The organism is Treponema sp. (assembly GCF_017430385.1).
In the GTDB taxonomy this organism is placed as follows: domain Bacteria; phylum Spirochaetota; class Spirochaetia; order Treponematales; family Treponemataceae; genus Treponema_D.
The window spans coordinates 1-14455 of the sequence record NZ_JAFRNB010000111.1 but is presented as its reverse complement, the minus strand read 5'-3'; the positions used below and the strand labels follow the sequence as shown (position 1 = coordinate 14455).

The window sequence follows — 14455 nt, the reverse complement described above, 5'->3', positions numbered from 1 at the left end:
TCTGTCGTCCGTGATTTCTTCGAATGTTTCCTTCAATGTCATTTTTACTACCCGAAGTTATTTTATCATCTCGCCTAATCTTTAAATACAATACTTGTTAAGAATTCAATTGCAGAGTGCTTTTGATGCGGATGCCCTGAGTTTTTTTTATTAAAAAATCTCTAAAAACTCCAATTTCTCAAATTCCTTCATTTTCAGTCGTCCTAAAAAAGAATTTGTTTTAAATTTGCATGTTTTTTTGTTATCTTTATAGAATGAAACGCAATTTTCTGAGGATTTTCAGGCCTGTCGATTTCATAATTCTTTTTATTTTTCTCCTCGTCACGGCGGCTTCAGTTCTTTTTTTAAAGACTCACAGGAATAAGGAAGCCCGCTTAATCGTGACCAGTTCTCAAAAGGAATATATCTATCCACTTTCAAAGGATCGGAAAATCGAAATTGACGGCGTTCTCGGGAAATCTGAAATTGTGATTCATGACGGAAGGGCTTATTTTAAAAGCTCACCGTGCAAAAACAAGACTTGCATCCAAATGGGCGCATTGTGCGAGGAAAATGACTGGGCGGCATGTCTGCCAAATGATGTTTTCATCCGCATTGAATAAAACGACATCCATGCCCCTCATGTCGGGCAAGTCTTAGCCTCACAGGAGTTTATATGGCAAAAGCAAAAAGTTCTAAATCGCTTGTTTATAAATGTACAGAATGTGGCTACACTCAGCCACGGTGGTTGGGGCGATGTCCTCAGTGCGGCTCATGGAACACGCTTGAAGAGGCGATTGTTGACCCGAACTCAAATGCGGCGGCTTTCGGAAATGTTGCGACTGAAAAAATCAAACCTGTTCCGCTCGCAAACATCTCGGCGCAAGAAAATTCGAGAATTGAAACAGGAATTGCCGAGTTTGACCGGGTTTTGGGCGGCGGTGCAATGAAAAGGAGCGCGATTCTGATTGGCGGTGAGCCTGGAATTGGAAAATCAACGCTTATGATTCAGGCTTGTGCGGCGATTCATAAAACTACAAGCGGAAAAATTTTGTATGTCTCAGGCGAAGAAAGTGCGGGGCAAATCAAAGGCCGGGCTGACAGGCTCGGACTTGACACAACCGGAATTGAAATTCTGTGCACGATGAGGCTCGAAGACATAAAAGATGCCTTGCTTGCGGTAAATCCAATTTTTGTGATTATCGATTCGATTCAAACAGTTTATTCTGTTGAAGCGGGAATTGTGCCGGGAACGGTGAATCAGCTCAAATATTGTGCGAACGAGTTGATTGGCTGGGTAAAAGAACGCGATTCTGTCCTTGTGATGAGCGCGCATGTCACAAAAGAAGGAACGATTGCAGGTCCGAAAAGCCTTGAGCACATGGTAGATACAGTAATTTCGTTTGAACGGAATGACGATGAAGTAAGATTTTTGCGCGCGATAAAAAATCGATTTGGAAGCGTGGACGAACTTGGAATTTTTGCGATGAGCGAAAAAGGTCTGGAAGGTGTCGGAGACCCCAGCATGATGTTCATCACCAAGAGGAGCGGAGCAATTCCTTCGGGAATCGCAAATTCGTGCGTATTTGAAGGAAGCCGGGCATTTCTGGTCGAGATTCAGGCTTTGACGGTGCCGGCGAAATCCAGCATAAGCCGTGTTTATTCAGAAAAAGTCGACTCGAACAGGGTTGCGCGAGTCGCAGCCGTCCTTGAAAAAAAGACGAAGCTCAAATTTTCTGACCAGGATTTGTATGTGAATGTCGCGGGAGGCGTAAAGCTCACGGAAAGCGCAATAGACGCGGCTCTGGCAGCAGCACTCTACTCTGCAAGAACGGATATTCCGCTTGCGCAAGGCAATGTGATTCTTGGAGAATTGAGCCTTGCCGGGGAAATTCGGCCGGTTCCACGCTTAAAGCAGCGAGTCAAAACAGCAAAAGAACTCGGCTTTGTGCAAATCGCAGCCCCGGAAAAAGAAGACGGTGCCCAGAAAGTGAGCACCGTCGGTGAAATGATAAAAACAGTTTTCGAAAAATAACGGGCTAGGGATTGAAGCCGCCTGTTCGCGAAGCGAATGGAGCGATAAGCGGAACGGCGGAAAGCCCGGCCGTCCCGCACTACGTGCGTGACGGAAGCCCCCATTTTCCCCTAAACTTTGAACTGGTCAATCTGGCTTCCGATTCGGTAAATCGAGCCGTTAATTGATGTCGTGATGTTAAGAAGAGAATTGTCCGAGTCTTCCATTTTTTTGATGTTACCGGACATGTCTTCAATTTGATTCTGAACGATATCAGAAGAAGCCTTCAGCGAACCAATGTTGCCGATGATTCCCATGCGGGACTGGTCAACTCCGTCACTTGCTGTACGAACCTGTGCCGTAGCATCATTCATGTAGCTGAGTGCCTCACCAATCTGTTTAGAGCCTTCGCTCTGTTCATTCATAGCATGTTTGATTTCACGGACAAGGTTTCCTGTGCCCTGAATTTTGTCGGCGACAGCTGTGAATGACCGGTCAGCAAGATTTGAAGCATCAACAACGCCAGAAATGGCACCCAAAATGCCTTTGAGCTGTGCGGAAATCTTTTTGGACTCGGCAGCAGATGTCTCAGAAAGTTTACGGATTTCGTCTGCGACGACAGCAAAGCCCTTTCCTGCGTCTCCTGCATGAGCCGCCTCGATCGCCGCGTTCATAGCAAGCAAGTTTGTCTCCGAAGCGATTGAAGAAATTACTTTGTTTGCCTCGTTAAGCATCTTTGACTGTGTTTCGATTTCCTGAATCTGAGTGTTGACCTCGTGCTGCTGCGCGATACCCTTGTCAACATCTGTCTGCAAGTTTTCAAACTCAGTAGCCATTTTTTCAACGGAATTTGAAACCGAACCGATATTTCCAATCATCTGAGTGACGGCCGCACTTGCCTGCTCAACGCCCTGTTCCTGTTTTTGAAGGACATCACGCAAGCTTTCGACAGAACGAGAAATTTCATCCGCGGCACTTACTGAATCATCAACCTTGAGATGCTGGTTTGCAATCTCGGCATTTACACCCTTGATAGAATTGACCATCTGGCCGAGGAAGTCAGTATTGTCCTGAACCATTGTTCCAAGCTGCTCGCCATAAACATGAAGGTCGTCTTTTGAAGCTTTAAGCTCGGTGACAATAGAATGTAATTTTTCTGTGAAGTCGTTGAAACCAGAAGCAAGTTTGCCGATTTCATCTTTTGTACCGACAGGAAGACGGCGTGTTAAGTCAGCCTCTCCGCTAGCAATTTCTTTGATTGCAGAACCGACTTTGTTGAGAGGCTTTATCGCCATGTTCACGACAACAAGACCTACAATAAAGGCAATTACGAGCGCAACAAGAGAAATGAAAATCATGCTGTGCAAGAGGATTCGGATTCCGTCATAGAAGTCAGAAAAAGGAGCACGGCAGATTACAACCCAGTCCGAGTCATAAACAGGATAATAAGCTACGGAATATTTTTCGCCAGAGATTTCGTCATAGTAAACATCAGTTCCGACATCTTCTCCGTTACAAATTCTATCTACGATTTCCTTAAAACCATTGGAAATGCCATCGTAAACAGATTTTCCTTCCATAACAGGATCAACATCATAAGTAGCAATAAGTTTGCCGGTGCGCGCATTGATTACAAAAGGATGGTCATAAACACCAACGGTGATATTCTCGACCGTGCGACAAAGTGCCGTTGAATCCAAAACCGCAACGACCTCTGCAATCTGCGTTTCGTCCTCATCATAAACTGGAACAGCATAGAAAGTTGAAAGCTGGCCGTTAATTGAGGAATAATTTGGATCCATAATGGCCTGCTCGCCGCCCATTGAAACCTGAAGATATTCGCGCTCATGCAAATCTTTGTATTCTTCGGTAGTTGTCCAGCCCACACCTTCTGCATCATAGATTGCCATGCCGATATAGCCGTCAACATCTTTGATACAACTGTTTATAAGCTTCCACTTGTCATGCAAATCAACTTCCGGGTCACGGATTGTAGAAAGTTTGCTCAAAGCCTGAAGCTGCTTGAATTCCCTGTCATTCACATTGAAGACATCTGATGCGGTAGCACGAGCCAAAGCCATATTTCCTGTATCTACGGCTGTTTTAAGCTCACTGGAAGATTTTCGATAAGAAAGTACCAGAATTCCGGCTGTCGCAAGGAAAATAACGGTCAAAAACGCAAGATTAATTTTGCCTTTGATTCCCAACACTTTTTTACCTCCTGTCGGTTATTTGTCAGCAGCCCTAAATGCTGTCTGCAATTTTTCAGTATTTTCGTTCAAAACTATCTGATAAATCTTTTGATTCAGCATCTTTTCGGTTTCTGCATCCAAATCCGGCGTGTCGTCTCTTTTTATGAACATAAAAATGCACAAAGTTCTGTCATTTTGAATTCGCTTCATGATTAGAACCGCGTCGGACACAAAATTTGCGCCATTTGCGGAAATGCTCACATCCCGAACCTTCTCAAAGATTGCAATTTTTTCGGTGTTTGATTGCAAGTCGCAGCGGAAATAAGAGACATTTATATCAAGAAGATTTGCCTGGCAGTTTTTGCCTTTGTACTCAAACTTGACGCTGCTTGAAGGGTCACAATTTGCACGGACAAGACTTCGGCGGCCTTTTGCACCGCTCTTTTCCATGATAGAAAGGATTGAATCAAAATTGTTATGGTCATGAGCAGAAAGAGCAAAACAACCGGCTCCAACATGAAGTTCGTTTATATAGTAATTTTTGATTGTTTCTTCGTCCTGCGGATTTTTGCGGGAAAGATAGAAAATGCCGATAAGGATTTCATCGCCGACAAATTCGTGAAGCTCCCGAATATAGGACTTCCATTCGATACCTTCAATAGAAGAATCGATATTGAAATACAGGATTGACTTTGGGAAAAGTTTTATGATTTCCCGAACCTTCGTTTGCATAGGACAAACATAATCATCGTTGATGACATAAGTCTGGTAGCCACGCAGCATAAACTCTTCCAAATATGCTTTGGGAATTAGAGATGTGTCAGGCGCGATGAAAAATGTTTTCCGTCCAAAAAGATCTAATTCTGAAGATGCCATAACAAACAGTATAATCCAAAAATCTCATAAAAGCGAGAAAAAAATCCCGATTTTTAAAGAAAATTTTAATTTTGTGTCAATTCTCTGGCTTTTTCTTCGACCTTTTCAGCAAGTTTTGCAGCATCGGCCTTGTTTTCGGTGATGATTCGGACAAAAACTGAGCCAGCGACGATTGCTTCAACCGAGCTTGCGAGTGCTTTTGCCTGCCCGCCGTTTGAGATTCCGAAGCCGCCGTAGACTTTTGAGCCGCCTGCGCTTACTTTTTTGAGGAAGTCGAGCGTGTTCTGGTCGATTTTTGTGTCCGTGCCGGTGATTCCAACTCGGAGAGCCGCGTAGATGTACGGGAAACCAGCGTGTGCCATCTTTTCAAGCCGCTCTGCGCTCATGCTCGGGGCCGCGACAGGAATGTTAATCATGCCGTTTGCTTTGCAGGCAGCAGTCAAGCCTTCGTCAAAATCGAATGGCAAATCAGGGATAATCATGCCTTTTACGCCAGCCTCAGCGGCTTTTTTGCAGAAATTTTCGACTCCTGGCGTAAAAATCAGGCTTCCGTAGCTCATGAGATAGATTGTAGTCTCAGGAAATTCCTTGTGAATCTGAGCGATGAAAGCCAATCCGTCTGCTGTGCGGTAATTTCGGCTCAGAACTTCGGTGCAGGCAGTCTGAATTGCAGGGCCGTCCGCGCTCGGGTCACTAAATGGAAGCTGAATTTCAAGAATATCAGCACCGCCTTTGATAAGCGAGCGTGCTGCAGTAAGGGCAAGTTCGTTGGTTGGGTAGCCGGCAACGAGGTGCGACATCAATTTTATTTTGTTCATAGTTTGCTCCTGTGAAATAATTGTAAATCTTTGAGTTTTTATTTATCTACTGAATCAAACCATGCTCTCAGCAAGAACCGCCCCTTAGGAATCCATCTACGCAGCACAGCTGCTTCGGAGAATCGCTAAAAACTTGCCTCGCAAGTTTTCTTAACGCTCTCTAGGTTGCGCGTATAAGGTATCTGACTCGCTACGCTCGCACGCGCAAAGTGGATTCAGGGGCGAACCTTGCTTACGCATGGTTTGCATTATTCTGCAAATTAAACTCAAAGCTTTCCCATTGTTTTAGCGTCGTGAATATCTTTGTTACTTTCCAGGCGTTCAATCTCGGCGTGGAGGAACTGAATCCATTCGGCTGGGCGGAAGACCGGGCTTGTGATGAACACATCTTTGTCACCGCGGCCGCTCATGTTGATTATGATTGCCTGATCGCTTGGGATTTCCTTTGCGAGCTTGATTGCGGCGGCTCCTGCGTGGGCACTTTCCAGTGCGAACAGGATTCCTTCGTTTTTGGCGAAAAAACTTACGGCCTCAAGCGCATCTTTGTCCAGAATCGAAGTGAATTCGATTCGACCGCTACGGCCAAGGGCTGCCAGCTGAGGGCCGATTCCGCAATAGTCAAGGCCAGCTGAAATTGACCGGGTCGGAAGAGCCTGTCCGTCCTCGTCGAGAAGGAAGCGGCTCTTGTAGCCCTGCATGATTCCGTCGCGGGCGGCATTTCCTGTCATGCGGCTGGCATTTTCGCCAACATTCGGGCCGATTCCGCCGGCCTCAGCACCAATCAGACGTGGTTCTTTTTCGTTGATGAAGGGCTCAAAAAATCCGATTGAGTTTGAGCCGCCGCCAACACATGCGACCATAGCACCGATTTTGATTCCGCGCTCGGCGGCCTGTTTTTTGACTTCGCGACCGATTACGCTCTGGAATTCGCGAACGATGTCAGGGAAAGGAGCCGGGCCAAGTGCCGAACCAAGAACATAATGCGTGGTGTCCGGGTTTGCGGCCCAGTCACGCATCGCTTCGTTTACGGCATCTTTGAGGGTGCGGCTTCCGCTTGTTACAGGGTGAACTTTGGCTCCATAAAGCTCCATTGCGGCAACGTTCGGCTGCTGACGGCGCACATCGACTTCACCCATGTAAATCGTACAGTCCAGACCGAGCTTTGCACAGGCCGCGGCAGTTGCAAGGCCATGCTGACCAGCACCAGTCTCCGCGATGATTCGCTTTTTACCCATTCGTTTTGCAAGCAGACACTGACCGATTGCATTGTTGATTTTGTGTGCGCCAGTATTTGCCAGGCCCTCAAGCTTGATGTAAATCTGCGCACCGCCAAGCAATTTTGTTGCAGTTGGAGCAAAATAAAGCGGCGTTTCGCGGCCGATGTAGTCACGGCGGATGATTTCAAGCTCATCCAAAAAAGCTTTGTCGGCCATGGCCTCTTTGAAAGCAACCTCAAGCTCGTCAAGCGGGCGACGAAGGACTTCCGCCACATATTTTCCGCCGAAATTATCAAAAAATCCGTCTGCTGAATGTGTATCTTTATTCATAAAAAACCCTTATGTTACTATTTATAGAAACATCTTAACGGATTAAATGATTTTAGTCAATAAGGAAGAAAAGCAAAAAAAAATCAACTTACAGTTTGAAAAGTCTTGATTTTCAAAAGTTTTCAAAGTACACTTTGAAAAGTATGACAATTAGAAGCGATTATTTTGAGCAAATCTATGCGTTCAAGGACAAACAAGTTATAAAAGTTCTCACAGGACTAAGGCGATGCGGAAAATCTTTTTTGATGGAGCAGTTCATCGAAAAACTCAAATCCGATGGCATTTCTGAAAGTCAGATTGTTTTTTATCGCCTTGATGATATTGAAAACGAAGCACTTCTTGATTATAAAACGCTCTATGAAACCGTAAAATCGCATTTTTCTGACAAAATGACATATATTTTTCTTGATGAAATTCAGCTGTGCCCGAATTTTCAAAAGGCGGTGGATTCACTTTTCAACAAAAAGAACACTGACATTTATATCACAGGTTCAAATTCCGACCTTCTGAGCGGCGAATTAGCAACGCTTTTGAGCGGCCGTTATGTTACAATCGACATGCAGCCATTTTCTTTTTCTGAATACCTTCACGAAAGGGGTGAAAACGGACTGGAAAACAAAAATCTTGAGCAGTGTTATTTTGATTATGTCCGTTACGGAAGTCTCCCCTTTACCGTTCAGCTTAAAAACAACGAACAGAACATAAATCAATATCTCAACGGAGTTTACAACACGATTCTCCTGAAAGACATTTCCATGCGGCATCAAATAAATGACATCTCGAACCTAGAGGCTGTAATCCGCTTTATGTTTGCGAATACAGCAAATATCTGCACATCAAAAAAAATCAGCGACACGCTCATTTCCGGCGGACGAAAAATCAGCCAGCCAACGGTCGAGAATTACATGCATTATCTTGAAGAGTGCTTTATGGTTTACAAGGTCGGCCGCTACGACATTAAAGGAAAGGAATACCTCAAAACGCGCTCAAAATACTACATCGCAGACACAGGATTACGAAACATGCTTCTTGGTTACAGAAACATCGATACAGGGCATATCCTTGAAACTCTAGTTTTTCTGGAATTGAAACGTCGAAAATATGAGCTTTACACAGGAAAAATCGGAGAGCTGGAGATTGATTTTGTAGCAAAAACTCCCAAAGGCATTCAGTATGTGCAAATCTCCGAAAGCGTAAAGAATTCGGAAACTCTGGAGCGGGAGCTTAAACCGTTCTCAAAACTCAGCGATTCTTACCCATGCTTTTTGATTACGCTGGACAGAACTCCGAACGAAGATTTCAATGGGGTTCGCCACATAAATGCGATAGATTTTCTTTGCGGAAGGGAATTGGCGTAAAAAAATCCCGCTCGCGCGGAATAATTAACTTATTTTCCGAAAGCACTGCCATAACGCACTGGTCTAGCAGGGCATTTGAACCTTTTGTCAGACCAGAAGTTTTATCTGTTGTGACTGTGCCGTTTGTCCACATCATGAACATTCAGAGCATCAGAAAGATTGTCGATAGCAAGCCCCATGTCATCATCAGGAACAGTGACAAATTTTTTGAGAAGGACATCGAGGAAACCGTCCTTTATTTCCTGACTAGGGAAATCAAGTCGATATATTCTTCTTTCTTTTTCAAATCCTTTTATCGTAAGATAACCACTCTGATAAACTACAGGTAGCATATTCTTGCTGTCGGGATCATAGTTTTTAAACTGGTCTTCCTTCGCATTACGACCGTTCACTAAACCAGCCAAAAACAGAGGCTGATTCTGCAAGGTCTTCACAAGGAAAGACGGAGTTCCGCTCTCGAACCAATAAGAGCCAAGATCTTTATTCTTCAAGCATTTTAGCAGACAGAATGGATTATAAACACCTTCAACATCATGTGCAAAATGGTAACCATCGTACATTTGTGCAAGTTTTGCTTTTGTTTCGGGAACAGTTCGGCAAAAAAAACTCGCATCCGCCAGACAAAAAAAAGTGAAAATCCACCAAAAGAAAGAGAAAATTCAACTAGCAAATAATAATTTTCAGGAATATACTGCCAAGCGTTATCTTGTACCAAAAAGGCGGTTCATTATGAAAAAATTTATTTTAAAAACATTTCTTATAATCTCGTTGATTCTGTTGGCAGCGTGCAAAAACAATTCTGACGATGACGACAATATTCCTGCATCATCCACAACTTCAGAAATCACAAAAACGACCGGCGACAAAAACTACAAAAGCCCGGTCGCTCTTCCCGAAATCACAAATCAAAGTGAAAATCTAAGCGCAAACTGGTGGAAAACTTCTGCATTTTACCACATCTGGATTAAGTCTTTCAAAGATTCTGATTTGGACGACTGCTCAAAAAACTGCGGCGACTTCAGGGGAATCGAAGACAGCCTCGACTACATTCAGAACGATTTGGGCTGCGATGCAATCTGGCTCAGTCCGTTCTGGGATTGCTGGTACAAAGGCGGATCAAATGCCGAAAGTGCAAAAATCAACATGCACGGCTATGACGTCAACGACTTTTACAAGGTCAATAAATTCTTCGGAACTGGAGATGGCTCGAATGCCGAAGCAGAACTTGAATCGCTCATTGCAGCCTGTCATGCACGAGGAATGAAAATCATATTCGACTTCGTTCCTAATCACACTTCACATGAAAATCAGTGGTTCCTGGACAGCTCGAACGGCAAAAACGGAAAGTCAAACTGGTATCTGTGGAGCAATAGCCCGAACAACTGGAAAAACACCTGGGGCGCAGACGCATGGCACAAAAAGAACGACAGATATTACTATGCGGCATTTGCAGATACTCAGCCCGATTTGAACTACCGGAATTACGAAGTCCGCGAAGAAATGAAAAACGTGGTGCGTTACTGGCTAAACAAAGGTTTTGACGGCTTGCGAATTGACGCGGTGAGGTATCTGGTCGAGACAGAATCTTCTCAGACAGACACAGCAGGAACTCATGAATGGTTCCAAGAACTGCGCAAAGTGATTGATGAATATACAAGCCCGAAATTCATGGTCTGTGAGGCTTGGCTCGAAAATAACCGCACAAATCTAAACAAATATTTTGGCACGAGCGAAAAGCCGGAATTCAACATGGTTCTCGATTTTGACCAGGGAAAGCCTATAATTGAACAAGTTTTGGCTGGCGGAACGGATATTTATTACAACAAAGTTTTCCAATACGATGCGACAAAAAAAATCTTTGCAAATCCGAACGAATCACAAAGCTACGGAACTTTTTTAGGAAATCATGACGAATATTTCAGTCGAATCGGAGATTATGAAAGCAATCTCACAAATAAAGGCGTTCATCAGGCTACAGCACTTTCACTTTTGCGCCCAACAGTTCCTTTCATATATTATGGAAATGAAATCGCACAAAAATCAGGGAATGAGAACGGAGATTTCAGACTAAGACAACCTTTTGACTGGACAAGGGCAACTTCCCAAAAGAATGACGAATCTTCACTACTGAACATGAACAAAGCTTTGCTGACTTTACGAAAATCCGCTGAGTACAAGGATTTGTTTGCAAATGGAAAGTTAAATGTCCTAAACTGCAATATGGTCGTAACAACCACACAAAAGCCGTGGAAAGGAGCTGTAGCTTACACAATTTCCAACGCGAGCCAAAAACTTCTTGTCGTGGCAAACCTAACAAACAATATTCAGTCTGCATTATGGTTCTCGGATTTCGGCTTTTCTGAATCAAACGGATATTCTCTGATTGTGGGAAACAAAGACACGGATAAATCAATATATTTCAAAGATTACAATACGATTTTTCATAATTTCGCACCGCATGAAATCCGTGTTTATGATTTGAAGGATTCCACTAAGTCTTGTGCTTTTGATATTTGGGACTGGAGCACCGCAACAATGTATCTTCGTGGCACAATGAACAACTGGGGAACTACAGTAATGACTTTATCAGGAAATGAATTCAAAGCCGATGTGGAACTAACGACCGGAACTGTGTACGAATTCAAATTCGATGAATTCAATGACTGGACACACTCGTATGGAGAACCTGCCGACAGCGATGGAACTGTCACACAAAACACAGAATTTGACACAAGTGACAATCCAGGAGAAGGCACAAATTTCAAATTCACGCCAGCAGAAAGCGGAACTTACACCTTCATTTTCAACAAAGAGACCTTAAAGGCAAAAATAAGCAAGTAAAAGCCGAGTCTCCCTACCAAAAGCAGGCGTTGAGAGACAAGTTTTTCATTCTTTCACAAATTAAGGAATAAAAAACTTGCGGGCGGAGGCAGAGCCCGCAGAAGGGGTAGCGACGCGCGGTTCAGGCATAGCCTTCACCGAGACTCGCCTAGAAAGTCGTCTCACGACTTTCTTCGCCTGCGGCGACCGGCTCCCTAGGGGAAGGCTTTCCCCCTCTGCTTTTTATGCGCTCAATGCCTGGCTTACCTTTTGAATTTCTCGAACCGAAAATCCGTCCTTGGATTTTCGGATTCGTACGAGAATTTTTCTTTCAAAAAAATTCTCTCTTTGTTTTTATGCAACATCCTGTTGCGCATTTAGCTGATTACTAACTTCCTGAATTTCCTGCAGTTTGGCAAGGGTTTTGCCGGAATCGATTGCGTCCAGTGCCATTGCGTAGCCGTCTTTGAGGGTGCGCGCCTTTCCGCAAAGGTAGAGGACTGCTCCCGCATTCAGGCCCACGGCGTAGCGGATTGTTCGGCGGCCACCACCATTCAGAACTTCCATTGCAAGCTTGGCGTTGTCCGGGCCGTTTCCGCCGTAAAGTTCATTTTCGTCAGCGTCAGTGATTCCGAAGTTTGCAGGATCAATCACATACTGATTTTCGTTGTCCTTCTCATCAATCTGATAGACAAATGTTTTTGCGCATGGGGAAATCTCGTCGTAGCCGTCCTCTGAATTGACGACCATGACTCTTTTTGCTCCGAGTGATTTTGCCGCATGAGCGTAATCTTTGAGCAGGTCTTTTGAATAGACTCCAAGAACCTCGTATTCAGCGTTGGCAGGATTCAAAAGAGGTCCGAGCACATTGAAAATCGTTTTGATTCCGAGTGCTTTTCGGATTGGAGCGGCGAATCGCATTGCCGAGTGATAAACAGGTGCCATGAGGAAGCCGAAGCCGGTTTTTTTGACAAGTTCGGCAGTTTTTTCTGGTTTTGCCATGATGTTGACTCCAAGAGCCTCAAAGAAGTCCGCAGCACCAGATTTTGAAGAGACAGCCCTGTTTCCGTGTTTTGCCATGACCTGACCGCAGCTTGAAGCCACGAGAGCCGACATGGAAGAAATATTGAAGCTGCCCTTTCCGTCGCCGCCAGTTCCGACGATTTCTGCCAACCCGTGATTTTCCAGCGGAAATTTTGTCTTTTTTGCAAGCATTACACCCGCAGCTCCTGCCATTTCGTCCGCAGTCGGTAAACCCCGGGCTGCCATTGCAGTGAGAACAGAAGAAGCAACTTTTTCGTCCATGGTGCCGTCAGTAAGCTCACTGATAAAGCTTGCGGTCTGTTCCCGAGAAAGAGGCTGCTTTTTGTCGATAAGCTGATTCAAAATCAAAACCGAAGAAATATTTTCTCGGCTATAGTTCAAAAATGCTTTGAAAAGATTGTCGCCTTTTTCGCTTGCGATTGATTCCGGATGGAACTGAACGCCTTCGATTACAAGCTCTTTGTGGCGGATTCCCATGATGTCGCCGTCTTTTGCACGTGCAGAAACTTCAAATTCAGCAGGAAGGCTTGCCTCGTCAACCACAAGCGAGTGATAGCGTGTGAAAGAACCTTTAAGCCCGATGTTTCGGAAAATTCCCCGGCCGTCAGTTTTGATTTCTTCGACGATTCCGTGGCGGATGTACTTTGCACCCACGATTTTTGCCCCGAAGCTAGCAGCGATTGCCTGATGACCAAGGCAGATTCCCAAAATCGGCAGTTTTCCTGCAAAATATTTAATTGCTTCTATAGAAATGCCTGCTTCGGCTGGAGTTCCTGGCCCCGGTCCCACGACAATGTGACTTGGTTTTGCGGCCTCAATTTCAGCGACACTAGCTTCTTCAGAGCGGAAAACACAAACTTTGTCCCCGGAAACCCGCTCCAAACTCTGAACGATATTAAATGTAAAACTGTCTTTGTTATCGATAAATGCAATCATTTTTTTCCTCCTGCTACCTGCTAACTGCTAACTGCTACTTGCTAACTTTTTCAAACACGCTTCTGAGCGCACCCAATTTCTCGTTGGTTTCTTCCCATTCGCGGTCTGCGTTACTGTCATACACGATTCCGCCACCAGCCTGCAATGTCCAGACTTTATCCTGCTTGAGCGCGCATCGGATTGCGATACAGAAATCCAGGTCGCCGTTCGACTGAATGTAGCCCACGGCACCCGCGTAGAACCTTCGCTTGATTTTTTCAAGGCGGCTCAAAATCTGAATCGCGCTGATTTTTGGCGCCCCGGAAACAGTGCCTGCAGGGAAGGCCGCGCGCAAAACCTGAATTGCCTTGAAGCCCGGTGCAACCTTTCCCTGAACGTCAGAGACGATGTGCATTACATGGCTGAACTTTTCGACATCCATAAAGCGTGTTACTTCAACGCTTCCGTTGGCACAAACTCGTCCCAAGTCGTTTCGAGCCAGGTCAACAAGCATCAGGTGCTCAGCCCGCTCCTTTCCGTCGTTCAAAAGCTCTGTTTTCAAAGCCTCGTCCTCGGCAGAGTTCTTGCCACGGCGGCGGGTTCCTGCAATCGGGCGGATTGATGCAACGCCCTCACGCACTCGCACCAGACTCTCCGGGCTGGAACCAATCAGCTGCCTCTCGCCAAAATCGATGTAAAAAAGATACGGGCTTGGGTTCACGGCACGCAGGCGACGGTAAATTTCCAGAGCGGAATTGTCACATTCAAGCTGGAGTCGGCGGCTCGGAACTGCCTGCAAGAGATTTCCCGCGATGATTTCTTTTTTGATTGCCTCGACTTTTTCTTTGTACTCGCGCTCGCTCTGCTCAAGATTTGTGATTGTGCGAACCTC

11 protein-coding genes are annotated in these 14455 nt (G+C 45.1%); 4 read left to right on the top strand and 7 right to left on the bottom strand.

Features of this window, described 5'->3' with window-relative positions:
• Positions 1–254: 254 nt before the first annotated feature.
• Together IJJ71_RS07925 and radA are read left to right on the top strand one after the other, a co-directional pair.
• Positions 255–602 carry a NusG domain II-containing protein gene (locus IJJ71_RS07925; RefSeq protein WP_296846293.1) on the top strand — a complete coding sequence of 116 codons (348 nt, stop codon included), beginning with the start codon at positions 255–257 and terminating at the stop codon, positions 600–602.
• Between the two features lie 53 nt (positions 603–655).
• Complete coding sequence (radA, locus tag IJJ71_RS07920; protein WP_296846292.1) at positions 656–2014, top strand: DNA repair protein RadA; 1359 nt, start codon at positions 656–658, stop codon at positions 2012–2014.
• 110 nt (positions 2015–2124) lie between these two features.
• Here the strand turns inward: radA and IJJ71_RS07915 are convergent, their stop codons facing one another.
• The 4 genes from IJJ71_RS07915 to trpB form a co-directional block, all read right to left on the bottom strand.
• Positions 2125–4203: a methyl-accepting chemotaxis protein gene (locus IJJ71_RS07915; protein WP_296846291.1), complete on the bottom strand. Its 2079-nt coding sequence runs from the start codon at positions 4201–4203 to the stop codon at positions 2125–2127.
• 18 nt (positions 4204–4221) lie between these two features.
• Positions 4222–5061, bottom strand: coding sequence for a hypothetical protein (locus IJJ71_RS07910; protein WP_296846290.1), 840 nt, complete (start codon positions 5059–5061; stop codon positions 4222–4224).
• A 65-nt stretch (positions 5062–5126) separates the two neighbouring features.
• Entirely contained in the window at positions 5127–5879 is a 753-nt protein-coding gene (gene trpA / locus IJJ71_RS07905; RefSeq protein WP_296846289.1) for a tryptophan synthase subunit alpha, read from the bottom strand.
• A gap of 266 nt (positions 5880–6145) precedes the next feature.
• Positions 6146–7426, bottom strand: a complete 1281-nt coding sequence (trpB, locus tag IJJ71_RS07900) for a tryptophan synthase subunit beta (RefSeq protein ID WP_296846288.1) — start codon at positions 7424–7426, stop codon at positions 6146–6148.
• A 143-nt stretch (positions 7427–7569) separates the two neighbouring features.
• Here trpB and IJJ71_RS07895 point away from each other — a divergent pair, with 143 nt between their 5' ends.
• Positions 7570–8784, top strand: a complete 1215-nt coding sequence (locus IJJ71_RS07895; RefSeq protein ID WP_296846287.1) for an ATP-binding protein — start codon at positions 7570–7572, stop codon at positions 8782–8784.
• A 101-nt stretch (positions 8785–8885) separates the two neighbouring features.
• On the opposite strand, the gene IJJ71_RS07890 is transcribed toward IJJ71_RS07895, so the two are convergent.
• Positions 8886–9344 carry a hypothetical protein gene (locus tag IJJ71_RS07890; RefSeq protein ID WP_296846286.1) on the bottom strand — a complete coding sequence of 153 codons (459 nt, stop codon included), beginning with the start codon at positions 9342–9344 and terminating at the stop codon, positions 8886–8888.
• A 169-nt stretch (positions 9345–9513) separates the two neighbouring features.
• Here IJJ71_RS07890 and IJJ71_RS07885 point away from each other — a divergent pair, with 169 nt between their 5' ends.
• On the top strand, positions 9514–11625 hold the full coding sequence (locus tag IJJ71_RS07885) for an alpha-amylase family glycosyl hydrolase (protein ID WP_296846285.1): 2112 nt from the start codon (positions 9514–9516) through the stop codon (positions 11623–11625).
• A gap of 333 nt (positions 11626–11958) precedes the next feature.
• Here IJJ71_RS07885 and IJJ71_RS07880 read toward each other — a convergent pair whose 3' ends face one another.
• Both IJJ71_RS07880 and IJJ71_RS07875 read right to left on the bottom strand, forming a co-directional pair.
• Positions 11959–13584 carry a bifunctional anthranilate synthase component II/anthranilate phosphoribosyltransferase gene (locus IJJ71_RS07880; protein WP_296846284.1) on the bottom strand — a complete coding sequence of 542 codons (1626 nt, stop codon included), beginning with the start codon at positions 13582–13584 and terminating at the stop codon, positions 11959–11961.
• 34 nt (positions 13585–13618) lie between these two features.
• The coding region (locus IJJ71_RS07875; RefSeq protein WP_296846283.1) for an anthranilate synthase component I family protein at positions 13619–14455 on the bottom strand (837 nt) is incomplete at its 5' end.

What these genes read in the sequence shown, in the direction of transcription:
- radA (WP_296846292.1), top strand. Translation starts at nt 656, where the DNA reads ATGGCAAAAGCAAAAAGTTCTAAATCGCTTGTTTATAAATGTACAGAA.
- trpB (WP_296846288.1), bottom strand. Translation starts at nt 7,426, where the DNA reads ATGAATAAAGATACACATTCAGCAGACGGATTTTTTGATAATTTCGGC.
- IJJ71_RS07925 (WP_296846293.1), top strand. Translation starts at nt 255, where the DNA reads ATGAAACGCAATTTTCTGAGGATTTTCAGGCCTGTCGATTTCATAATT.
- IJJ71_RS07895 (WP_296846287.1), top strand. Translation starts at nt 7,570, where the DNA reads ATGACAATTAGAAGCGATTATTTTGAGCAAATCTATGCGTTCAAGGAC.
- IJJ71_RS07890 (WP_296846286.1), bottom strand. Translation starts at nt 9,344, where the DNA reads ATGTACGATGGTTACCATTTTGCACATGATGTTGAAGGTGTTTATAAT.
- IJJ71_RS07910 (WP_296846290.1), bottom strand. Translation starts at nt 5,061, where the DNA reads ATGGCATCTTCAGAATTAGATCTTTTTGGACGGAAAACATTTTTCATC.
- IJJ71_RS07880 (WP_296846284.1), bottom strand. Translation starts at nt 13,584, where the DNA reads ATGATTGCATTTATCGATAACAAAGACAGTTTTACATTTAATATCGTT.
- IJJ71_RS07885 (WP_296846285.1), top strand. Translation starts at nt 9,514, where the DNA reads ATGAAAAAATTTATTTTAAAAACATTTCTTATAATCTCGTTGATTCTG.
- trpA (WP_296846289.1), bottom strand. Translation starts at nt 5,879, where the DNA reads ATGAACAAAATAAAATTGATGTCGCACCTCGTTGCCGGCTACCCAACC.